Consider the following 21,712-nt stretch of genomic DNA (forward strand, 5'->3'; position numbering starts at 1 on the left):
CGTTAGCGGTCTTTCTCGTGGTGCTGCGGTTTGCCCGCAGCGCCGCGATTCCAGAGGTGTTTATGTCTGAATTCCAGCTCGTCACCCGTTTTGACCCCGCCGGCGATCAACCCGAAGCCATTCGCCAGATGGTCGAAGGCATCGAAGCCGGGCTGGCGCACCAGACGCTGCTCGGGGTGACCGGGTCGGGCAAGACCTTCAGTATCGCCAACGTAATCGCCCAAGTGCAGCGCCCGACCCTGGTGCTGGCGCCGAACAAGACCCTGGCCGCGCAGCTGTACGGCGAGTTCAAGTCGTTCTTCCCGAACAATGCTGTCGAGTACTTCGTTTCCTACTACGACTACTACCAGCCCGAAGCCTACGTGCCGTCGTCCGACACTTTTATCGAGAAGGATGCGTCGATCAACGACCACATCGAGCAGATGCGGCTGTCGGCGACCAAAGCGTTGCTGGAGCGCAAGGACGCGATCATCGTCACCACGGTGTCGTGCATCTACGGTCTGGGCAGCCCGGAAACCTATTTGAAAATGGTCTTGCACGTCGATCGCGGTGACAAGCTCGATCAGCGTGCGCTGGTGCGGCGCCTGGCCGACCTGCAATACACCCGCAACGACATGGATTTCGCCCGTGCGACCTTCCGGGTGCGCGGCGATGTAATTGACATCTATCCGGCGGAATCCGACCTCGAAGCGATCCGCATCGAGTTGTTCGATGACGAAGTGGAGAGCATTTCCGCATTCGACCCGCTGACCGGCGAAGTCATCCGCAAACTGCCGCGCTTCACCTTCTACCCGAAAAGCCACTATGTGACGCCCCGGGAAACCCTGCTCGATGCCATCGAGGGGATCAAGGTCGAGTTGCAGGAGCGCCTGGAATACCTGCGCAACAACAACAAACTGGTGGAAGCCCAGCGGCTGGAGCAGCGCACCCGGTTCGACCTGGAGATGATCCTCGAGCTCGGCTACTGCAACGGCATCGAAAACTACTCGCGCTACCTGTCGGGACGTCCGGCCGGTGCGGCGCCGCCGACCCTTTACGATTACCTGCCGGCCGACGCGTTGCTGGTGATCGACGAATCCCACGTCAGCGTGCCGCAAGTCGGCGCGATGTATAAGGGCGACCGTTCGCGTAAGGAAACATTGGTGGAATACGGTTTCCGCCTGCCATCAGCGCTGGATAACCGGCCGATGCGTTTCGACGAGTGGGAAGGGGTGAGCCCGCAGACGATTTTTGTCTCGGCCACGCCCGGCAACTACGAAGCCGAACACGCCGGGCGGGTGATCGAGCAAGTGGTGCGCCCGACCGGTCTGGTCGACCCGCAGGTTGAAGTGCGCCCGGCGCTCACTCAGGTCGACGACCTATTGTCGGAAATCACCAAACGTGTGGCGTTGGAGGAGCGCGTGCTGGTTACCACGCTGACCAAGCGCATGGCCGAAGACTTGACCGATTACCTGGCCGATCACGGCGTGCGTGTGCGTTATCTGCACTCGGACATCGACACGGTCGAACGGGTCGAAATTATCCGCGACCTGCGTTTGGGCACCTTCGATGTGCTGGTGGGGATCAACCTGCTGCGTGAAGGTCTGGACATGCCGGAGGTGTCGCTGGTGGCGATCCTCGACGCGGACAAGGAAGGTTTCCTGCGTTCCGAGCGTTCGCTGATCCAGACCATCGGCCGGGCTGCACGTAACCTCAATGGCCGGGCGATTCTCTACGCGGACCGCATCACCGGCTCGATGGAGCGGGCGATTGGCGAAACCGAGCGTCGTCGCGACAAGCAGATCGCCTTCAACCTGGCCAACGGCATCACGCCGAAGGGCGTGTTCAAGGACGTCGCCGACATCATGGAGGGCGCCACCGTGCCCGGTTCGCGCAGCAAGAAGCGCAAAGGCATGGCCAAAGCCGCCGAAGAAAACGCCAAGTACGAAGCCGAACTGCGCTCGCCGAGCGAGATCACCAAGCGCATCCGTCAACTGGAAGAGAAGATGTACCAGCTGGCTCGCGACCTGGAATTCGAAGCGGCAGCGCAGATGCGCGACGAAATCGCCAAGCTGCGTGAGCGGCTGTTGGCCGTCTGATCTCTATCGCCTGATAACTGATCGTTCCCACGCCGAGCATGGGAACGATCGCTCACGGTTAGTGCGCCTCGCCAGCCTTCAGCCCAGCCGGCAAGGCCTTGGTCAGCAAGATCGCCAACATGCTGATCCCCAGCGCAATCCCGACAAAGTGAAACGCATCGTTGTAGGCCATGATCAGCGCCTGCTGATGAACGATCTCGCTCAACTTGCCCAGCGCCGCCGTGTCACTGCCGAACCGATCGGTCATCGACGCCAGGCGTTCGGCCACCTGCGGATTGGTCGGCACCACAGCTTCGCGTAAATAATCGAAGTAGGTCTTGGTGCGCGCGTCCAGCAGCGTCGCGAGCAGGGCGATGCCGATGGCGCCGCCGAGGTTGCGCAAAATGTTGAACAGACTCGACGCCGAGCCCGCGTCCTGCGGCAGGATGTACGCCGTGGCGATCAGCGAAATGGTCACCATGATCAGCGGCTGACCCAGTGCCCGGATAATCTGGATCTGGTTGAACTGCGGCCCGGCGAAATCCGGGTTGAGCACGCCGGATGAAAAACTCGCCAGTCCGAACAAGCCGAAACCGATCGTACACAGCCATTTCGGCGAGACGAATTTCATCAGTTTCGGCACCAGCGGAATCAGAAACAGCTGCGGCACGCCCATCCACATGATCACTTCGCCGATCTGCAGGGCGTTGTAATTCTGGATCTGCGCCAGATACAGCGGCAGCAAATAGATCGAACCGTACAGCCCGACGCCCATGCCGAGGCTGGAAATGCTCGACAGCCCAAAATTGCGGTTGCGCAGGATCCCGAGGTTGATTAGCGGGTTGGGCTTGGAAATCTGCACGATCACAAAGGTGATCAGGCTCAGCAGGGCGATGCTGCCCAGCGTCACGATCAGGCTCGATTCCAGCCAGTCCTTGCGATGGCCTTCCTCAAGAAAAACCTGCAGGCAACCGAGGCCGACGCCCAGCGTGAGAATGCCGGTGTAGTCAGTACTTTTCAGCAACTCCCAATGCGCTTCTTTCTTCTCCAGCCCGTACATCAGCCCGGCGATCATGATCAGCCCCGGCGGGATGTTGATATAGAAGATGTACTCCCAGCCCCAGTTTTCCGTGAGCCAGCCGCCGAGGGTCGGGCCGATGGACGGGGCAAAGGTGGCGGTCATGGCAAACATCGCCATGCCTTTGGCGCGGTGGTGTTCCGGGAGTTTGATCAGGGTCAGGGTGAACGCCAGCGGGATCAGCGCGCCGCCGGTGAAGCCCTGCATGGCGCGAAACACGATCATGCTCTCCAGGCTCCAGGCCATCGAGCACAGCAGCGACGAAATCAGAAACCCCAGCGACACCCACACCGCCAGCCGACGGGCCGACAGCAGCTGCACCAGCCAGGCGGTCAGCGGAATCATGATGATTTCCGCCACCAGATAAGACGTCGAAATCCACGAGCCTTCCTCCAGGGTCGCCGACAGGGCGCCCTGAATATCCTTGAGCGACGAGTTGGTGATCTGAATGTCGAGCACCGCCATGAAGGCGCCAAGCATTACGCTCATCACCGCGATCCAGTCCCGCCGGGTCGGTTCGCCGACCGGGCGGATCAGCGAATCACCGGCCATTGTCAGGGGCGTCTTTGATGTTCACGGTGGCGGTGACGGACATGCCGGGACGGATCTTGCCGTGCAGCGGGTTGTCAGCCTTGAAGGTCAGCTTGACCGGAATCCGCTGGACGACCTTGGTGAAGTTGCCGGTGGCGTTGTCCGGCGGCAACAGGCTGAACTGCGCGCCCGAGGCGGCGAACAGGCTGTCGACCCGGGCTTCGATCGGCGTATCGCCATAGGCATCGAAGAGCAGCTCGGCCCTCTGGCCCGGTTGCATGTGGCCGATCTGGGTTTCCTTGAAGTTGGCCTGGACCCAGATGTCTTCGTCCGGAACGATCGACAACAGATAGGCGCCGGCCTGTACCACTTGACCATTGCGTGCGGCGCGCTGGCCGATCAGGCCGCTGATCGGCGCGTGGATTTCGCTGCGGGTCAGGTTCAGTTCGGCCTGGGCGAGGTCGGCGCGAGCGTTGGCGATCTGCGCGTCGAGGCGTTTGATCTCTGCGGTCAGCGCGTTGACCTGCTGGCGCTGGCTCTGGGCATCGGCCTGCGCCTTGGCCACTTGCGAGCGGGCGATGTGGGCATCGGCGGCGAGGGTGGTGACCCGTTCCTCGGAGACGTAGCCGGGTTTGCGCAGGGTTTCTGCCCGCGACAAATCCACCTGCGAGCGGCCGAGCGTTGCCTGGGTGGTGGCGACTTGCGCGTCGCTGGCGGCGATCAGGCTGGCTTGCTGGGTCAGTTTGCTCTGGGCTTGCAGGCGCTCGGCCTCGCGGGTGGCGAGGGCGGCGTTGGCGCGATCGACGGCGAGGCGAAAGTCATCGCCTTCGAGACGGATCAGCAACTGGCCTTTTTCCACGTGCTGATTGTCCTGCACCAGGACTTCGTCGATGCGTGCGCTCAACTGGCTCGACACGCGGGTGATTTCACCCTGGACATAGGCGTTGTCGGTGCTTTCATAAAAGCGTCCCTTGAAAAACCAATGGGCGAAAAAGCCCCCGGCAATCAACAGGACCAGCAGCAGGAAAATGAACAGGCGACGCTTGAGTTGGGCAGGCATGGGCAAACTGTAGTCGAGGAATTGTAAGGAAAGTTATCAGCAGGCGAATCTGGCATACAGCCGATGAACGGTAAATGCCGTCTGTTGATATTCGGCCATTCACCACGGCCAACGGGCGTTCCAGACGCAACCTTGGCTTAAATGCCCTGCCCGCTGGAGCGGGGCAGGTGTCGCCTGTTACCATTCGCCGCTTGATCGTTCTTTGCTTTTCATTCTTTTCGAGACATGCCATGACCACCGTCCGCACTCGCATCGCGCCATCGCCTACCGGGGATCCCCACGTAGGTACCGCTTACATCGCACTGTTCAACTACTGCTTTGCCAAGCAGCACGGCGGTGAGTTCATCCTGCGGATCGAAGACACCGATCAGTTGCGTTCGACCCGCGAGTCCGAACAGCAGATCTTCGACGCCCTGCGCTGGCTGGGCATCGACTGGAGCGAAGGCCCGGACGTCGGCGGCCCGCACGGTCCTTACCGTCAGAGCGAGCGCGGCGACATCTACCAGAAGTACTGCCAGCAACTGGTCGACATGGGCCATGCCTTCCCGTGCTTCTGCACCGCCGAAGAGCTGGACCAGATGCGCGCCGAGCAAATGGCTCGCGGCGAAACCCCGCGCTACGACGGCCGTGCGCTGTTGTTGTCCAAGGAAGAAGTCGCACGTCGTCTGGCCGCCGGCGAGCCGCACGTGATCCGCATGAAGGTGCCGAGCGAAGGCGTCTGCGTGGTGCCGGACATGCTGCGTGGCGATGTCGAGATCCCGTGGGATCGCATGGACATGCAAGTGCTGATGAAGACCGACGGCCTGCCGACGTACTTCCTGGCCAACGTGGTCGACGACCACCTGATGGGCATCACCCACGTACTGCGCGGTGAAGAATGGCTGCCGTCGGCACCGAAACTGATCCTGCTCTACGAGTACTTCGGCTGGGAACAACCGGAGCTGTGCTACATGCCGCTGCTGCGTAACCCGGACAAGAGCAAGCTGTCCAAGCGCAAGAACCCGACCTCGGTGACGTTCTACGAGCGCATGGGTTTCATGCCTGAGGCGATGCTCAACTACCTGGGCCGCATGGGTTGGTCGATGCCGGACGAGCGCGAGAAGTTCTCGCTGCAGGAAATGGTCGACAACTTCGACCTCAAGCGTGTGTCGCTGGGTGGGCCGATTTTCGATATCGAGAAACTGTCGTGGCTCAACGGCCAGTGGCTGCGTGATCTGCCGGTGGAAGAGTTCGCCGCCCGAGTACAGAAGTGGGCGTTCAATTCCGAATACATGATGAAGATCGCGCCGCACGTTCAGGGCCGCGTCGAAACCTTCAGCCAGGTTGCACCGCTGGCCGGGTTCTTCTTCGCCGGTGGCGTGAACCCGGATGCCAAGCTGTTCGAATCGAAAAAGCTTTCGGGCGATCAGGTTCGTCAGTTGATGCAATTGATCCTGTGGAAGCTGGAAAGCCTGCGTCAGTGGGAGAAGGACAGCATCACCGCGACGATTCAGGCGGTGGTCGAATCCCTCGAGCTGAAGCTGCGTGATGCAATGCCGCTGATGTTTGCCGCGATCACAGGGCAGGCGAGTTCGGTGTCGGTGCTCGATGCGATGGAAATCCTCGGGCCGGACCTGACCCGTTTCCGTCTGCGCCAGGCGATTGACCTGCTGGGCGGCGTGTCGAAGAAAGAAAACAAAGAGTGGGAAAAGCTGTTGGGCGCTATCGCCTGATTGCGTTTGACTCTGCAGGACGCGCCGCAGGTCAGGATCTTTTGATCCCGTCCTTCGGCGTTTTCCCCCGAATTTACGGGGGGAGGGCGGTAAGTGATTGTTATGCCGACAAAAAATTTTGAAATTTTTCAAAAATAAGTTTGACAGCCTTTCGATACGCCCTTAAGATTCGCCCCGTCCTCAGCGATGACATCAACGATGAGGGGCTATAGCTCAGCTGGGAGAGCGCTTGCATGGCATGCAAGAGGTCGACGGTTCGATCCCGTCTAGCTCCACCAATTTACACTTCGAAGCTTGGCCACACCGGCTTCGAAGCGATCAACACTCAGCGTTGATCAGTTGTATAGAAGGGTTTGCGTCCCCTTCGTCTAGTGGCCTAGGACACCGCCCTTTCACGGCGGTAACAGGGGTTCGAGTCCCCTAGGGGACGCCAGTTTTACAGAAGCGATGTTGCAAGATGTCGCTCCGCCGAGAGGCGAAAAATCCGGGGCTATAGCTCAGCTGGGAGAGCGCCTGCATGGCATGCAGGAGGTCAGCGGTTCGATCCCGCTTAGCTCCACCAATTTACAGTTCAAGGTCTGGCCACACCGGCCTTGAATCGATCAGTTCTCAGCGCTGATCAGTTGTATAGAAGGTTTGTGTCCCCTTCGTCTAGTGGCCTAGGACACCGCCCTTTCACGGCGGTAACAGGGGTTCGAGTCCCCTAGGGGACGCCACGATTACCCGCTCTGCGGGATTTTATAAGGGTCATTCAATTATTGAATGGCCCTTTTGTTTGTCTGGCGTTTGGCCAAATCCTCTTTTTCCTTAACACTGTGCTTCAGACCAGCGGTCACGCTTGTGACTTGCGGATTATTATTATGAGAATAATATTGCTATCGTAATATTCGGAGGCGACGATGAACGACAAGAAAGCTCAAACCCGCGAACGCATTCTCAAGGCCGCCAGTGCTGCACTGATCCAGCGCGGCCCGGCTGAACCGAGCGTGGGCGAAGTGATGGGTGCGGCCGGCCTGACCGTTGGTGGCTTCTACGCACACTTCGAAAGCAAGGATGCAATGATGCTTGAGGCGTTCAAGCAATTGCTCGGTCGCCGTCGCGACCTGATTGCCGACATGGACAGCGAGCTGACCGGTGAAGAACGCCGCGCTCTGGTGGCCGCGTTCTACCTGTCGCGCAAGCATCGCGATTCCAGCGATTCGGCCTGCCCGATTCCAGCCTCCATTGGTGAGCTTGGGCGGCTGCCGGAAGAATTCCGCATAGCGCTGAACGAGCACCTGGAACTGATGATCGCGCAGTTGGCTTCAAGCCCTGAAGACATCGATAAAGCGTTGGCCGACGTGGCCTTGATGGTAGGTGGTCTGGCGCTCTCAAGGGCGTTGGGCCCTGGTGATTTATCCGATCGATTGCTGCGCGCTGCCAAGTCGGCGGTGCGTTGACCTGAAGGCTACAAGCCCGAGGAGAGAGCGATGAGCACGTTGAAGTGGGTTCGCGGCGTTAATGGCACCTTGGGCTGGTTCGCACCGAAACTGGTGGCGAGCAAAATGCGGCTGGCGTTCATGACGCCGCGCGCGAATGCACCGCGAGACTGGGAATTGCCGCTGCTGGCCAAATCCGAGCGCATTACCTTGCGTTTCGGTCTCTCGGCCCTGCGCTGGGGACAAGGCCCGACGGTTTTGCTGATGCACGGCTGGGAAGGGCGGCCCACCCAGTTTGCCGCGTTGATCACTGCGTTGGTCGAAGCGGGCTACACCGTAGTCGCGCTGGATGGTCCGGCCCACGGCCGCTCGCCGGGCCGCGAAGCCAATGTCGTGCTGTTTGCTCGTGCGATGCTTGAGGCTGCTGCCGAGTTGCCACCGCTGCAAGCCGTCATCGGTCACTCCATGGGCGGCGCAAGCGCCATGCTTGCCGTGCAATTGGGCTTGCGCACTGAAACTCTGGTGAGCATCGCCGCGCCGGCTCGCATTCTTGGTGTGTTGCGCGGATTTGCCCGTTACGTCGGCATGCCACCCAGAGCTCGTTCCGCGTTCATTCGTCAAGTCGAGCAGGACGTCGGCATGCGTGCCGCCACCCTTGATGTCGCTCACTATCAACTGGATATGCCAGGCCTGATCGTGCATGCCGAGGACGACACCTTCGTCTCGGTCAAGGAATCCCAACTGATCCACGAATCCTGGTTTGACAGTCGCCTTCTGCGCCTGGAGGCCGGCGGCCATCAGCGCGTATTGGCTGACCCACGGGTGATTGATGGTGTGCTATCACTGCTGGCCGGTCGCAGCCTCCAGGCGCGGCAATCGGCGTAGTCATCCGTTACACTGCCCCGGTTGAATAATCTGACCGGGAGTAGGGCATGGGCTGGGATCGGGCAACGCCGTTTACCATTGATCTGCAAGTGGGCGCTGAGGACATCGACGGGCTGGGGCACGCGAACAACGCGGTCTACGTGACCTGGCTCGAGCGCTGCGCCTGGCGCCACTCGCAGCGTCTGGGCCTGGATCTGGTCGAGTACCGGCGTCTGGATCGGGCAATGGCCGTTGTGCGACACGAAATCGATTACCTGGCCGCTGCCTACGAAGGTGATGAACTGCAACTGGCGACCTGGATCGTCGATTGGGATCAGCGCCTGAAAATGACCCGTCACTTTCAGCTGATTCGCCCCAGCGATAACGCCACACTGCTGCGCGCCCAGACCACCTTCGTCTGCATCGAACTATCCACCGGCAGGCCCAAGCGCATGCCCGCCGAGTTCATCGAAGGCTACGGCCCGGCCATCCAGACAGCGGACATGGGTTTAACCCGCGAAACCCAGTAAACTGCCGCACGTTTTTCCTTGAGTGTGTGTTTCCCATGCAAATTGCTCTGGCGCCGATGGAAGGGTTGGTCGACGGCATCCTGCGCGATGTCCTGACCCGTGTCGGCGGTATTGACTGGTGCGTGACCGAGTTCATTCGGGTCAACGACCAGTTGCTGACTCCGGCCTATTTCCACAAGTTCGGCCCTGAACTGCTCAACGGTGCGCGCACCGCTTCCGGTGTGCCACTGCGCGTGCAGTTGCTGGGATCCGACCCGGTGTGCCTGGCGGAAAACGCGGCACTGGCCTGCGAGCTCGGCTCTGAAGTGATCGACCTGAACTTCGGTTGCCCGGCAAAAACGGTCAACAAATCCCGTGGCGGTGCGGTGCTGCTCAAGGAGCCGGAGCTGCTCAACCAGATTGTCGAACACGTGCGTCGCGCAGTACCTGCACACATTCCGGTCACCGCCAAGATGCGCCTGGGTTTCGACAGCCCGGACGGCTCGCTGGTGTGCGCCACGGCGCTGGCCGAAGGTGGCGCCGAACACATCGTGGTTCACGCCCGCACCAAGGTCGACGGCTACAAGCCACCGGCGCATTGGGAGTGGATCCCGCGCGTGCAGGACGTGGTCAAGGTGCCGGTGTTCGCCAACGGCGACATCTGGAGTGTCGAAGACTGGCGCCGCTGTCGGGAAATCAGTGGCGTCGAAGACATCATGCTCGGTCGTGGTCTGGTATCGCGTCCGGATCTGGCCAAACAGATCGCCGCCGCCCGTGCCGGCGAGGAAGTCATCGAGATGACCTGGACCGAACTGATGCCACTGATCCAGGACTTCTGGTTGCAAGCCAAAGCGCAAATGACCGCGCGCCAATCGCCGGGCCGTTTGAAGCAATGGCTGGCCATGTTGACCCGCAATTATCCCGAAGCCGTCGAGCTGTTTACCGTGCTGCGTCGGGAGACCGAGCCGGATCAGGTCTCGCGTTTACTGGGTTTGCCGGTCGCCGAAGCCGCCTGAAAAAATCTTCAAACGATCTCTTGAAAACAAAATGCAGGTCCCTATCTAAGGGTTACGCGATGCCGAATTCGGGTCGCGGAGACAAAAAACCTTGCTGATTGTTTTCAGGAGATTTGAACCATGAGTACTGCATTTTCCCTCGCTCCACTGTTCCGTTCCTCGGTGGGTTTCGACCGTTTCAACGACCTGTTCGAAACCGCCCTGCGCAACGAGCCAGGCAGCACCTATCCGCCTTACAACGTCGAAAAACACGCTGACGATCAATACCGCATCGTCGTGGCGGCGGCCGGTTTCCAGGAAGAAGATCTGGACCTGCAAGTCGAGAAAGGCGTGCTGACCATCAGTGGCGGCAAGCGTGATGCCAACGAAGGCGTCACTTTCCTGCACCAGGGCATTGCCCAGCGTGCATTCAAGTTGTCTTTCCGCCTGGCCGATCGCATCGAGATCAAGGCCGCCGGCCTGAGCAACGGTCTGTTGAGCATCGACCTGTTGCGCGTGATCCCGGAAGAGGCGAAAGCCAAACGCATCCCGATCAACGGGGTGCAGAAGCCGGCTCTGCAATAAGCCGACCGAGAAGAAGGGCGCCGAAAGGCGCCCTTTTTTGTGCCTGTCATTCCAGCAATCCCTTCAATCCCTCCAGCGGCAACGGCCGGCTGTGCAGATAGCCCTGATACAAATGGCAGCCCAACCCTTGCAGAAAGGCCAGCTGTTCCGGGGTTTCCACGCCTTCGGCGATCACTTCCAGTTCCAGGCTGCGGGCCATGGCGACGATGGCGCGGATGATTTCGGCGTCGTTGGGGTCGGTGGTGGCGTCGCGGATGAACGATTGATCGATCTTCAGCGTGTCCACCGGCAATCGTTTCAGATACGTCAGCGATGAATAACCGGTGCCGAAATCGTCCATGGCAAAACTCACGCCGAGTTTTTTCAGCCGACGCATTTTGCTGATGGTGTCTTCCAGGTTCTGAATGACGATGCCTTCGGTGATCTCCAGTTTCAGCAGCGAGCAGGGCAGACCGTGGCTGCTCATGCTGCGCTCGATGCGCTCGACGAAGTCGTTCTGGCGGAACTGCCGGGGACTGATGTTCACGCACAGGCTGAAGGCCAACGGATCGATCAGCTTTTCGGCGATCAATTGCTTGAAGGCTTCGCACGCCTCATCGAGGATCCAGGTGCCGACCTCCAGAATCAGCCCACTGTCCTCCAGGACTTTGATGAATTCGGCGGGCGATTGCGCGCCGAGTTCCGGGTGATTCCAGCGCACGAGGGCTTCGGCGCCGATGATGCGGTTGTCCTGGGCGTCGATCTGCGGTTGGTAATGCACGTCGAACTCGCCCCGGGACAGCGCCAGGCGCAGGTCGGTCTCCATGCGCAGCCGCTCGCTGGCCGCTTTCTGCATGGTGTTGTGATACATCTGCGTGGTGTTGCGCCCGGAATCCTTGGCCCGGTACAGCGCGATGTCGGCGCGTTTGAGCAGGTCGGTCGGGGTCGAGCCGTGATCGGGAATCAGCGCCACGCCGATGCTCGGCGTCACTTGCAGGCGCTGGCCGTCGAGGAACATCGGCTCCGACAGCAATTCGCGAATGGTGTCGGCCAGCTCGCGCACCTGGGCGCTGACTTCATTGCGCGTGCCTTCCAGGCCACTGAGCAACACCACGAATTCATCGCCACCGAGTCGCGCCACCGTGTCTTCCATGCGCACGCTGGCCTCGAGCCGCGCAGTGATGATCTTCAGCACCGTGTCGCCGACCGGGTGACCCAGCGAGTCGTTGATGTGCTTGAAGTGATCCAGATCGAGAAACAACAGCGCGCCACGCAGGTTGTGGCGTTTGAGCAGGGCGATCTGCTGGCTCAGGCGATCCATCAGCAGTGCGCGGTTGGGCAGGTTGGTCAGCGGATCGTGATAGGCAAGGTGACGGATCTGCGCCTCGGCGTTCTTCAGCAGGCTGACGTCGCGGGCGGTAAGTAACAGGCAGGCGGTTTCATTGAGGGTGATCGGTTCAACCGAGACTTCCACCGTCAGTATCTCGCCGCGCTTGTTGCGCCCGAGCATTTCCTGATGGTGCACGCGGCCCTTGATCTGCAGCTCGGCGAGCAGTGCCGAACGCTGTTTTTCTTCGGCCCATATGCCGACCTGATACACGGTTTTGCCCACCACTTCGTCGGCGCGGTAGCCGGTGAGGCGGCAGAAGCCGTCGTTGACCTCCAGATAACGCCCGGTGTCGCGCTCGGTGATGGTGATCGCGTCGGGGCTGGAGTGAAACGCCTTGGCGAATTTCTCTTCGCTGGCCTTGAGCGCCGCTTCCGAGCGCTGTTGCTGGGTGATGTCGCGCAACGTGGTGACGATGCACGGCTGGTTGCCAACGCTGATCTGGCGGCTGGAAATCACACAGGTCAGCGACTGACCATCCTTGTGCTGGACGATGATCGCGACATTGCTCAGGCCCTGTTCGCGGATCACCCGTTCGATGCGTTGCAGGCTTTTCGCCGAGGCGTCCCACAGGCCGATTTCTTCGGCGGTATGGCCGATCACATCGCTGGCGCTCCAGCCAAAAGTCTGGGAGAAGCTGGAGTTGATCTCGATGAATTCCCCGGTTTCCTGGCGCGTCACGCAGATCGGGTCGGGGCTGACCTGGAACAACGTGGCGAATTTCTCTTCCGAAGCCACCAGCCGTTGCTCGCGTTCAACCTGATCGGTGATGTCCAGCAGGGTGCCGGCCATCCGCAGCGGTACGCCGTTGTCGTCGCGATAGAGGCGGGCGCGGCTTTCCAGATAGCGCGAACTGCCGTCCGGCAGTTGCACGCGGTAAGTCAGCTGATAATTGCCCGCCGGGCCTTCGCGCAGGCTGCGATAGGCGTCGCGCATGCTGTCGCGTTCTTCGCCGGGGACGCCTTCGAAGAACTCTTCGAACGATTCATGGAACGGTTTCGGCTCCAGACCGTGTAATTGCGCGGCGCGGGCCGAGCCGTAGAGCATGCCGCTGGGAATGTGCCAGTCCCAGGTGCCGAGCTGCGCCGAATCCAGCGCCAGATCGAGGCGTTCCTGACTGTCTTTCAGGGCATGTTCGGCGGCCTTGCGCTCGGTGGTGTCGAGAAAGGTGCTGAGCAGGTACGGCTGGCCTTCGAGTTCGACCTTTTGCGCGCTGAGGATGCCGTCGTGGACTTGGCCGTTGCTGGCGCGGAACTGCACCTCCATGCTGATCAGCTCGCCCTTGGCCTTGGTTTTCTTGACCAGCTCCGCCCGTTGTTCGGGATGCACCCACAGGCCCAGCTCCAGGGTGGTGCGCCCAATGGCGCTCTGCACCGGCCAGCCGAACAGACTTTCGAAATATTGGTTGGCCTCGCTGATCAGGCCGTCTTCCTGACGGGTCAGCAGCACCATGTTCGGGCACAGGTGGAACAGCGTGGCGAAACGTTTTTCGGAGCTGCTGAGGGCCTGTTCCCGTTGCCGCTGGTGGGTGATTTCGCGGATCACCCCGATCATTCGGGGCCGGCCATGCTTGTCTGGCAACAGGCTGCCATTGATCTCCAGCCAGTGCAGGCTGCCATCGGGCCAGCGGATGCGGTGGTGCATCGCCTGTTCCAGCGGTGCGCCGGCAATCACTGCATGGAAGGCGCGGATGGTTTTTGCCCGGTCTTCCGGTGGCAGCAGGTCGAGGTATTCCAGGTCTTCGGGGAGCGGTTGCCGCGGATCGAAGCCGAACAAGGCCTGAGTGCCGCGCGACCAACTGATCTGCCCGCGCTCGATGTCCCAGTACCAGGCGCCGAGGCGGGCGCCGTTGAGCGCCGCGAGCAATTGCGGCGCGCTCTCCCAGCTCTGCTCGGAACGCCGTGGATCAATGGCCTGAATACGCGGCATCGGCGGAATACGGTCAACAGATTTCGGCATTGTTAAGGGGCCTTGAGCTGATTTGGGCGTTAGGCACAGGGACGGCAGCTCTATAGGAGTAGCACAAGTTAGCCGAGAGTCCCTGGCAGATCGATTTGAGCGTCCAGCAGGGCCATAAACGCCCGTGCAGCATTCGACAGCGTCCTTTCAGTGTGCAGGATATAGCCTAGCTGGCGACTGAGCTGTATGCCCGGTAAAGGTATGCGCGCCACCTGATCGTCGAGCATCGTGCGCGGCAAAACGCTCCACGCCAGGCCGATCGACACCATCATCTTGATGGTTTCCAGGTAGTTGGTGCTCATGGCGATGTTCGGCGTCAGGCCCTGAGCCTCGAACAGTCGTTGGACAATATGGTGGGTAAAGGTGTTGCCGCCTGGGAAAACCGCCGGATGGCCGGCAATGTCCGCCAATGTGACAGCGCCGTTGCTGATCAATGAATGTTCCGGGGCGACCACGAAATCCAGCGGGTCATCCCAGACCGGTGTGGCTTTGACCAGCGTATGCGGCTCCGGCGCCAGGGTGATCACCGCCAGTTCTGCGCGGCCATGGAGGATTTCCTCGTAGGCCACTTCCGAATCGAGGAACTGAATATCCAGCGCCACCTGTGGGTAACGGCGGGTGTATTCCCTCAACAGAGGCGGCAAGCGGTGCAGACCGATGTGGTGACTGGTGGCCAGGGTCAGGCGACCTGTGACTTCGCCGGTCAGGTTGGTCAGGGCGCGGCGGGTGTCATCGAGCACGTTGAGAATCTGATAAGCCCGTGGCAGCAGGGCCCGGCCGGCCTCGGTCAGGCCCACTTCACGACCGAGTCGGTCGAATAGCCGTACATTCAATTGCTGCTCCAGCCCGGCGATGCGTTTGCTGATCGCCGGTTGCGTCAGGTGCAGCCGTTCGCCGGCGCCAGAGAAGCTTCCGGTCTCGGCAATCGCGATAAAAGCATTGAGGTTGGCCAGATCCATGTTCGCATTCCAGTTGGTTATCCAAAGCATAAAAAATATGAATTTGAGTTATTTAATCTAACCCCATAGGATCGGCCTCACAAGCCAAAGGGTTATTGATAAGCCCAGGGCATAGAAACAAGCTGATGAGGAACCGTCTGATGGCCGGCAAAACGCTCTACGACAAGCTCTGGGATTCGCATTTGGTCAAGCAGCGCGACGATGGCTCGGCGCTGATCTATATCGATCGTCACATCATCCACGAAGTGACCTCGCCGCAAGCCTTCGAAGGTCTGCGTCTGGCCGGGCGCAAGCCGTGGCGCATCGATGCCAACATCGCCACCCCGGACCACAACGTACCGACCACTCCGGAGCGCAAGGGCGGCATCGAAGCCATTGCCGACCAGGTCTCGCGTTTGCAGGTTCAGACCCTCGACGACAACTGCGATGAATACGGCATCGTCGAATTCAAGATGAACGACGTGCGCCAGGGCATCGTTCACGTGATCAGCCCGGAGCAGGGCGCGACCTTGCCGGGCATGACCGTGGTCTGCGGCGACTCGCACACCTCGACTCACGGCGCGTTCGGCGCCTTGGCTCACGGTATCGGCACTTCCGAGGTCGAGCACGTGCTCGCCACCCAGTGCCTGGTCGCCAAGAAAATGAAGAACATGCTGGTGCGCGTCGAAGGCCAGTTGCCGTTCGGCGTGACCGCCAAGGACATCGTTCTCGCCGTGATCGGCAAGATCGGCACCGCCGGCGGTAACGGCCATGCCATCGAGTTCGCCGGCAGCGCGATTCGCGACCTGTCCATCGAAGGCCGCATGACCATCTGCAACATGTCCATCGAAGCCGGCGCCCGCGTGGGCCTGGTGGCGGCGGACCAGAAGACTGTGGATTACGTCAACGGTCGTCCGTTCGCACCGAAAGGCGCCGAGTGGGATCTGGCCGTCGAGTCCTGGAAAGATCTGGTGTCCGACGACGACGCGCATTTCGACACCGTGGTCGAGCTCGACGCTGCGCAGATCAAGCCGCAGGTCAGCTGGGGCACTTCACCGGAAATGGTCCTGGCCGTTGATCAGAACGTGCCGGATCCGGCCAAGGAAATGGATCTGGTCAAACGCGATTCGATCGTCCGCGCCTTGAAATACATGGGTCTGACCGCCAATCAGGCGATCACCGACATTCAGCTCGACCGCGTATTCATCGGTTCCTGCACCAACTCACGCATCGAAGACTTGCGCGCTGCGGCGGTGATTGCCAAGGGTCGCAAGGTCGCATCGACCATCAAGCAGGCCATCGTGGTGCCGGGTTCGGGTCTGGTGAAGGCGCAGGCCGAGGCCGAAGGTCTGGACAAGATCTTCCTCGAAGCCGGTTTCGAATGGCGCGAGCCGGGTTGCTCGATGTGTCTGGCGATGAACCCGGACCGTTTGGAGTCCGGCGAGCATTGCGCCTCGACGTCCAACCGTAACTTCGAAGGCCGTCAGGGCGCCGGTGGCCGCACCCACCTCGTCAGCCCGGCCATGGCCGCTGCGGCGGCGGTGAACGGTCGTTTCATCGACGTTCGTGAATTGATCTAAAGGAGCGCAGCATGAAAGCTTTTACCCAGCACACTGGTCTCGTCGCGCCTCTGGATCGTGCCAACGTCGACACCGACCAGATCATTCCGAAGCAGTTTCTGAAGTCGATCAAGCGCACCGGTTTCGGCCCGAACCTGTTCGACGAGTGGCGTTACCTGGATGTGGGTCAGCCATATCAGGACAACTCCAAGCGTCCGCTGAACAAGGAATTCGTACTCAACGCCGAGCGTTATCAAGGCGCCAGCGTATTGCTGGCCCGCGAGAACTTCGGTTGCGGTTCCAGCCGTGAACACGCGCCATGGGCGCTGGAAGAGTACGGTTTCCGCAGCATCATCGCGCCGAGCTACGCCGACATCTTCTTCAACAACAGCTTCAAGAACGGCTTGCTGCCGATCATCCTGAGCGACGCCGAAGTCGACGAACTGTTCAAGCAGGTCGAGGCCGCGCCGGGCTATCAGTTGCAGATCGATCTGCACGAGCAGACCGTGACCAGCCCGGACGGCAAGGTCTATCGCTTCGAGATCGATGCATTCCGTAAACACTGCCTGCTCAACGGTCTGGACGACATCGGCCTGACCTTGCAGGACGGCGATGCGATTGCCGCGTTCGAAGCCAAGCATCGTGCGAGCCAGCCGTGGTTGTTCCGCGACGCGTGAGCAAGATTTGAGATTGATGCCGTCAGGGCTGGCCTCTTCGCGGGCAAGCCCGCTCCCACAGTAATTCGCGGTGTTCACGAAACCTGTGGGAGCTGGCTTGCCAGCGATGAGGCCCGCAAAAGCAACACAAGACTCCAGCCCAAAAGGAAGTCCCCATGACCAGCACCGCCCAGCACAGTCAGGTTGTACAAAAGCAATTCGGTGAGCAGGCCGCCGCCTACCTGAGCAGCGCCGTTCACGCTCAAGGCACTGAATTTGCGCTGCTGCAGGCTGAACTGGCGGGGCAGGGCGAGGCTCGGGTGCTGGACTTGGGTTGCGGCGCCGGGCACGTGAGTTTTCACATTGCCCCGTTGGTGAAAGAAGTGGTGGCCTACGACCTGTCGCAGCAGATGCTCGACGTGGTGGCCGCCGCTGCCGTTGATCGCGGCTTGAGCAACGTGTCCACGGTCAACGGTGCCGCCGAGCGTCTGCCGTTTGCCGATGGCGAGTTCGACTTCGTGTTCAGCCGCTATTCGGCGCACCATTGGAGCGACCTGGGCGTGGCCTTGCGCGAAGTGCGTCGGGTGCTGAAACCGGGCGGCGTGGCGGCATTCATTGATGTGCTGTCGCCGGGCAGTCCGCTGTTCGACACCTATTTGCAGAGCGTTGAAGTGCTGCGCGACACCAGTCATGTGCGCGATTATTCGGCCGGTGAGTGGTTGCGCCAGGTCAGCGAAGCCGGTCTGCACACCCGCAGCACCACGCGTCAGCGCCTGCGTCTGGAGTACAACAGCTGGGTCGAACGCATGCGCACACCCGAAGTGATGCGCGCCGCGATCCGCCAGTTGCAGCAATCGATGGGCAACGAAGTACGCGAATATTTTGAGATTGAGGCCGATGGTTCGTTCAGTACAGATGTACTGGTGCTCTGGGCTGAAAAGTAATCTTGGAACGATAAGTATTTTTCCGGGCGCGCCAGCCGATGGCGCACCGACTGAAGACACGAGGAAAGCATGAGCAAGCAGATTCTGATTCTCCCAGGCGACGGTATTGGTCCGGAAATCATGGCCGAAGCGGTCAAGGTGCTGGAACTGGCCAACGACAAGTACAGCCTGGGTTTCGAGCTGAGCCATGACGTGATCGGTGGCGCCGCCATTGACAAGCACGGCGTGCCGCTGGCCGACGAAACCCTCGAGCGCGCTCGCGCTGCCGACGCTGTGCTGCTGGGCGCCGTGGGCGGCCCGAAATGGGACACCATCGAGCGTGACATCCGCCCTGAGCGCGGCCTGCTGAAAATCCGTGCGCAACTGGGCCTGTTCGGCAACCTGCGTCCGGCGATCCTGTACCCGCAACTGGCCGACGCTTCGAGCCTGAAGCCAGAAATCGTTTCTGGCCTGGACATCCTGATCGTCCGTGAACTGACCGGCGGCATCTACTTCGGCGCGCCGCGCGGCACCCGTGAACTGGAAAATGGCGAGCGCCAGTCCTACGACACCCTGCCGTACAGCGAAAGCGAAATCCGCCGTATCGCCCGTGTCGGTTTCGATATGGCCCGCGTGCGTGGCAAGAAGCTGTGCTCGGTGGACAAGGCCAACGTGCTGGCGTCCAGCCAACTGTGGCGTGAAGTGGTCGAGCAGGTCGCCAAGGATTACCCGGACGTCGAACTGAGCCACATGTACGTCGACAACGCCGCCATGCAACTGGTGCGTGCGCCGAAGCAGTTCGACGTGATCGTCACCGACAACATGTTCGGCGACATCCTGTCCGACGAAGCGTCGATGCTCACCGGCTCCATCGGCATGCTGCCGTCGGCCTCGCTGGACGCCAACAACAAGGGCATGTACGAGCCTTGCCACGGTTCGGCACCGGACATCGCCGGCAAAGGCATCGCCAACCCGCTGGCGACCATTCTGTCGGTGTCGATGATGCTGCGTTACAGCTTCAATCTGCACGAAGCGGCCGATGCCATCGAGAAAGCGGTCAGCGTGGTGCTGGATCAGGGTCTGCGCACCGGCGACATCTTTTCGACCGGTTGCACTAAAGTCGGTACGCAGGAAATGGGTGACGCAGTAGTCGCCGCGCTGCGGAATCTGTAATCTCTCGGGCCCGCTGCGAAATTCAATACAAAGCAGCGGCCCACTTTTCAAGAAGGTGTAGTTGCGATGAAACGTGTAGGTCTGATCGGTTGGCGCGGCATGGTCGGTTCCGTGCTCATGCAGCGGATGCTGGAAGAGCAGGATTTCGATCTTATCGAGCCGGTGTTTTTCACCACTTCCAATGTCGGTGGCCAAGGCCCGTCCGTGGGCAAGGACATTGCTCCGCTCAAGGACGCTTACAGCATTGAAGAGCTGAAGACCCTCGACGTGATCCTGACCTGCCAGGGCGGCGACTACACCAGCGAAGTATTCCCCAAGCTGCGCGAAGCCGGCTGGCAGGGTTACTGGATCGACGCGGCCTCGAGCCTGCGGATGAACGACGACGCCGTCATCATCCTCGACCCGGTCAACCGCAAGGTCATCGACCAGCAACTCGATGCGGGCACCAAGAACTACATCGGCGGCAACTGCACCGTCAGCCTGATGCTGATGGGCCTGGGCGGTCTGTTCGAGGCCGGTCTGGTGGAGTGGATGAGCGCCATGACCTATCAGGCGGCCTCCGGTGCCGGCGCGCAGAACATGCGTGAACTGATCAAGCAGATGGGCGCGACCCACGCCGCTGTCGCCGATCAACTGGCCGATCCGGCCAGCGCGATCCTCGACATCGACCGTCGTGTGGCCGAAGCCATGCGCAGCGACGCGTACCCGACCGAAAACTTCGGCGTACCGCTGGCCGGCAGTCTGATCCCGTGGATCGACAAGGAACTGCCGAACGGCCAGAGCCGCGAAGAGTGGAAGGCCCAGGCCGAGACCAACAAGATCCTTGGCCGCTTCAAGAGCCCGATCCCGGTCGACGGCATCTGCGTGCGCATCGGCGCCATGCGTTGCCACAGCCAGGCGCTGACCATCAAGCTGAACAAGGACGTGCCGATCGCCGACATCGAAGGGCTGATCAGCCAGCACAACCCTTGGGTCAAGCTGGTGCCGAACAACCGTGAAATCAGCATGCAGGAGCTGAGCCCGACGAAAGTCACCGGCACCCTGAACGTACCGGTCGGTCGTTTGCGCAAGCTGAACATGGGTTCGCAGTTCGTCGGTGCTTTCACCGTCGGCGACCAACTGCTGTGGGGCGCGGCCGAACCGCTGCGTCGCATGCTGCGGATCCTGCTTGAGCGTTGATCGCTTGATGCAATGAAAGAACCCGCGCCTTGCGAGAGGCGCGGGTTTTTTTTGCCTGCGTGGCGGCCACCCGGTAAAGTGCCGCTCCCCCCGTTTCGCCAGAGGTAGCACCATGACCCAGACCCTTGATATTGCCGTGATCGGCGCCACCGGTACTGTCGGCGAAACGCTTGTGCAGATTCTCGAAGAACGCGACTTCCCGGTTGGCACGCTGCATCTGTTGGCCAGCAGCGAATCGGCTGGCAGTTCAGTGTCCTATCGTGGCAAGAACGTGCGGGTGCGTGAGGTCGATGAGTTCGATTTCGCCAAGGTCAAACTGGTTTTCTTTACTGCGGGGCCTGCGGTCACCCTGAGTTACGCGGCTCGCGCTCATGCCGCCGGTTGTTCACTGATCGATCTGTCCGGTGCCTTGCCGGCCGACCTGGCCCCGCAAGTGGTGCCGGAAGCCAACGTCGAGGTGTTGTCCGGTCTGAAAGCGCCGTTTCAGGTCAGCAGTCCGAGCCCGTCGGCCACTGCGCTGGCCGTGGTGCTGGCGCCATTGCGCGAGCTGATCGAGCTGCAATATGTGCATGTCACCGCCAGTCTGGCCATTTCCGCTCAGGGGCGCGAAGCAGTCTCCGAGCTGGCGCGCCAGACCGCTGAACTGTTGAATCTGCGCCCGCTCGAGCCAAAGTTCTTCGACCGGCAGGTGGCATTCAATGTACTGGCCCAGGTCGGTACGCCGGATGCGCAAGGCCATACGCTGCTGGAAAAGCGTCTGGTGCGTGAGCTGCGTCAGGTGCTGGCGCAACCTTCTTTAAAGATTTCCGCAACTTGCATTCAAGCCCCGGTGTTTTTTGGCGATAGCTTTAGCGTGACCTTGCAGTCAGCGAGCGAGGTCGACCTGGAAAAGGTCAATGCTGCGCTTGAAGATGCCGAGGGCATCGAGCTGGTCGAGGCCGGTGATTATCCGACCGCTGTCGGTGATGCGGTCGGGCAGGACGTGGTCTACGTCGGGCGGGTGCGCGCCGGTGTCGACGAACCGTCGGAACTTAATCTGTGGCTGACGTCAGATAACGTACGCAAAGGTGCGGCCCTCAACGCCGTGCAGGTCGCCGAGTTGTTGATAAAAGACCTGCTGTAAAAGATACTTGGCAACAATTTGTCGACT

17 protein-coding genes and 4 tRNA genes are annotated in these 21,712 nt (G+C 60.8%); 17 read left to right on the forward strand and 4 right to left on the reverse strand.

Features of this window, described 5'->3' with window-relative positions; translation table 11 throughout:
* Positions 1-62: 62 nt before the first annotated feature.
* Positions 63-2,078, forward strand: coding sequence for an excinuclease ABC subunit UvrB (gene uvrB, locus QR290_RS10935; protein ID WP_114882095.1), 2,016 nt, complete (start codon positions 63-65; stop codon positions 2,076-2,078).
* A gap of 58 nt (positions 2,079-2,136) precedes the next feature.
* Here uvrB and QR290_RS10940 read toward each other — a convergent pair whose 3' ends face one another.
* Together QR290_RS10940 and QR290_RS10945 are read right to left on the reverse strand one after the other, a co-directional pair.
* Positions 2,137-3,627 (reverse strand): MDR family MFS transporter, encoded by a 1,491-nt coding sequence (locus QR290_RS10940; RefSeq protein ID WP_289205283.1) that lies wholly within the window; start codon positions 3,625-3,627, stop codon positions 2,137-2,139.
* A gap of 49 nt (positions 3,628-3,676) precedes the next feature.
* A complete protein-coding gene (locus QR290_RS10945) occupies positions 3,677-4,726 on the reverse strand; it encodes an HlyD family secretion protein (RefSeq protein WP_115077200.1) in 1,050 nt (349 codons plus the stop codon).
* Positions 4,727-4,956: 230 nt separating this feature from the next.
* Here QR290_RS10945 and gltX point away from each other — a divergent pair, with 230 nt between their 5' ends.
* The 10 genes from gltX (at position 4,957) to QR290_RS10995 (ending at position 10,809) form a co-directional block, all read left to right on the forward strand.
* Positions 4,957-6,438: a glutamate--tRNA ligase gene (gene gltX / locus QR290_RS10950; protein WP_007956429.1), complete on the forward strand. Its 1,482-nt coding sequence runs from the start codon at positions 4,957-4,959 to the stop codon at positions 6,436-6,438.
* 202 nt (positions 6,439-6,640) lie between these two features.
* Positions 6,641-6,716: transfer RNA gene (locus tag QR290_RS10955), tRNA-Ala, on the forward strand.
* 79 nt (positions 6,717-6,795) lie between these two features.
* Positions 6,796-6,871, forward strand: a tRNA-Glu gene (locus QR290_RS10960).
* Between the two features lie 53 nt (positions 6,872-6,924).
* A tRNA-Ala gene (locus QR290_RS10965) sits at positions 6,925-7,000 on the forward strand.
* Positions 7,001-7,078: 78 nt separating this feature from the next.
* A tRNA-Glu gene (locus QR290_RS10970) sits at positions 7,079-7,154 on the forward strand.
* Between the two features lie 183 nt (positions 7,155-7,337).
* Positions 7,338-7,877, forward strand: coding sequence for a TetR/AcrR family transcriptional regulator (locus QR290_RS10975; RefSeq protein ID WP_007956432.1), 540 nt, complete (start codon positions 7,338-7,340; stop codon positions 7,875-7,877).
* 30 nt (positions 7,878-7,907) lie between these two features.
* Positions 7,908-8,741 carry an alpha/beta fold hydrolase gene (locus tag QR290_RS10980; protein WP_115077202.1) on the forward strand — a complete coding sequence of 278 codons (834 nt, stop codon included), beginning with the start codon at positions 7,908-7,910 and terminating at the stop codon, positions 8,739-8,741.
* Between the two features lie 47 nt (positions 8,742-8,788).
* On the forward strand, positions 8,789-9,250 hold the full coding sequence (locus QR290_RS10985) for an acyl-CoA thioesterase (RefSeq protein WP_011333342.1): 462 nt from the start codon (positions 8,789-8,791) through the stop codon (positions 9,248-9,250).
* A gap of 35 nt (positions 9,251-9,285) precedes the next feature.
* Positions 9,286-10,245: a tRNA dihydrouridine synthase gene (locus QR290_RS10990; protein WP_289204888.1), complete on the forward strand. Its 960-nt coding sequence runs from the start codon at positions 9,286-9,288 to the stop codon at positions 10,243-10,245.
* Between the two features lie 120 nt (positions 10,246-10,365).
* Positions 10,366-10,809: an Hsp20 family protein gene (locus QR290_RS10995; RefSeq protein ID WP_289204889.1), complete on the forward strand. Its 444-nt coding sequence runs from the start codon at positions 10,366-10,368 to the stop codon at positions 10,807-10,809.
* 46 nt (positions 10,810-10,855) lie between these two features.
* On the opposite strand, the gene QR290_RS11000 is transcribed toward QR290_RS10995, so the two are convergent.
* Positions 10,856-14,134: a bifunctional diguanylate cyclase/phosphodiesterase gene (locus QR290_RS11000; protein ID WP_289204890.1), complete on the reverse strand. Its 3,279-nt coding sequence runs from the start codon at positions 14,132-14,134 to the stop codon at positions 10,856-10,858.
* 68 nt (positions 14,135-14,202) lie between these two features.
* Complete coding sequence (locus QR290_RS11005) at positions 14,203-15,093, reverse strand: LysR family transcriptional regulator (RefSeq protein ID WP_085689295.1); 891 nt, start codon at positions 15,091-15,093, stop codon at positions 14,203-14,205.
* 140 nt (positions 15,094-15,233) lie between these two features.
* Between QR290_RS11005 and leuC the strand changes: the two genes are divergently transcribed.
* The 6 genes from leuC to QR290_RS11035 all read left to right on the forward strand — a co-directional run bounded on the left by leuC (position 15,234) and on the right by QR290_RS11035 (position 21,685).
* Positions 15,234-16,652, forward strand: a complete 1,419-nt coding sequence (gene leuC / locus QR290_RS11010; RefSeq protein ID WP_289204891.1) for a 3-isopropylmalate dehydratase large subunit — start codon at positions 15,234-15,236, stop codon at positions 16,650-16,652.
* Between the two features lie 11 nt (positions 16,653-16,663).
* A complete protein-coding gene (gene leuD / locus QR290_RS11015; RefSeq protein ID WP_115077205.1) occupies positions 16,664-17,308 on the forward strand; it encodes a 3-isopropylmalate dehydratase small subunit in 645 nt (214 codons plus the stop codon).
* Positions 17,309-17,463: 155 nt separating this feature from the next.
* Positions 17,464-18,231, forward strand: a complete 768-nt coding sequence (locus tag QR290_RS11020; RefSeq protein WP_289204892.1) for a class I SAM-dependent methyltransferase — start codon at positions 17,464-17,466, stop codon at positions 18,229-18,231.
* Between the two features lie 69 nt (positions 18,232-18,300).
* The gene (leuB, locus tag QR290_RS11025; protein WP_289204893.1) at positions 18,301-19,383 is read left to right on the forward strand and encodes a 3-isopropylmalate dehydrogenase; all 1,083 of its coding nucleotides are present in this window, start codon (positions 18,301-18,303) and stop codon (positions 19,381-19,383) included.
* Positions 19,384-19,449: 66 nt separating this feature from the next.
* Entirely contained in the window at positions 19,450-20,562 is a 1,113-nt protein-coding gene (asd, locus tag QR290_RS11030; RefSeq protein ID WP_011333354.1) for an aspartate-semialdehyde dehydrogenase, read from the forward strand.
* Between the two features lie 112 nt (positions 20,563-20,674).
* Positions 20,675-21,685, forward strand: coding sequence for an aspartate-semialdehyde dehydrogenase (locus tag QR290_RS11035; protein ID WP_289204894.1), 1,011 nt, complete (start codon positions 20,675-20,677; stop codon positions 21,683-21,685).
* The last annotated feature ends 27 nt before the right edge of the window (positions 21,686-21,712 follow it).

It is taken from the genome of Pseudomonas fluorescens, from assembly GCF_030344995.1.
Lineage (GTDB): Bacteria > Pseudomonadota > Gammaproteobacteria > Pseudomonadales > Pseudomonadaceae > Aquipseudomonas > Aquipseudomonas fluorescens_BF.

What these genes read in the sequence shown, in the direction of transcription:
- uvrB (WP_114882095.1), top strand. Translation starts at nt 63, where the DNA reads ATGTCTGAATTCCAGCTCGTCACCCGTTTTGACCCCGCCGGCGATCAA.
- QR290_RS10945 (WP_115077200.1), bottom strand. Translation starts at nt 4,726, where the DNA reads ATGCCTGCCCAACTCAAGCGTCGCCTGTTCATTTTCCTGCTGCTGGTC.
- gltX (WP_007956429.1), top strand. Translation starts at nt 4,957, where the DNA reads ATGACCACCGTCCGCACTCGCATCGCGCCATCGCCTACCGGGGATCCC.
- QR290_RS10975 (WP_007956432.1), top strand. Translation starts at nt 7,338, where the DNA reads ATGAACGACAAGAAAGCTCAAACCCGCGAACGCATTCTCAAGGCCGCC.
- QR290_RS10980 (WP_115077202.1), top strand. Translation starts at nt 7,908, where the DNA reads ATGAGCACGTTGAAGTGGGTTCGCGGCGTTAATGGCACCTTGGGCTGG.
- QR290_RS10985 (WP_011333342.1), top strand. Translation starts at nt 8,789, where the DNA reads ATGGGCTGGGATCGGGCAACGCCGTTTACCATTGATCTGCAAGTGGGC.
- QR290_RS10990 (WP_289204888.1), top strand. Translation starts at nt 9,286, where the DNA reads ATGCAAATTGCTCTGGCGCCGATGGAAGGGTTGGTCGACGGCATCCTG.
- QR290_RS10995 (WP_289204889.1), top strand. Translation starts at nt 10,366, where the DNA reads ATGAGTACTGCATTTTCCCTCGCTCCACTGTTCCGTTCCTCGGTGGGT.
- QR290_RS11000 (WP_289204890.1), bottom strand. Translation starts at nt 14,134, where the DNA reads ATGCCGAAATCTGTTGACCGTATTCCGCCGATGCCGCGTATTCAGGCC.
- QR290_RS11005 (WP_085689295.1), bottom strand. Translation starts at nt 15,093, where the DNA reads ATGGATCTGGCCAACCTCAATGCTTTTATCGCGATTGCCGAGACCGGA.
- leuC (WP_289204891.1), top strand. Translation starts at nt 15,234, where the DNA reads ATGGCCGGCAAAACGCTCTACGACAAGCTCTGGGATTCGCATTTGGTC.
- leuD (WP_115077205.1), top strand. Translation starts at nt 16,664, where the DNA reads ATGAAAGCTTTTACCCAGCACACTGGTCTCGTCGCGCCTCTGGATCGT.
- QR290_RS11020 (WP_289204892.1), top strand. Translation starts at nt 17,464, where the DNA reads ATGACCAGCACCGCCCAGCACAGTCAGGTTGTACAAAAGCAATTCGGT.
- leuB (WP_289204893.1), top strand. Translation starts at nt 18,301, where the DNA reads ATGAGCAAGCAGATTCTGATTCTCCCAGGCGACGGTATTGGTCCGGAA.
- asd (WP_011333354.1), top strand. Translation starts at nt 19,450, where the DNA reads ATGAAACGTGTAGGTCTGATCGGTTGGCGCGGCATGGTCGGTTCCGTG.
- QR290_RS11035 (WP_289204894.1), top strand. Translation starts at nt 20,675, where the DNA reads ATGACCCAGACCCTTGATATTGCCGTGATCGGCGCCACCGGTACTGTC.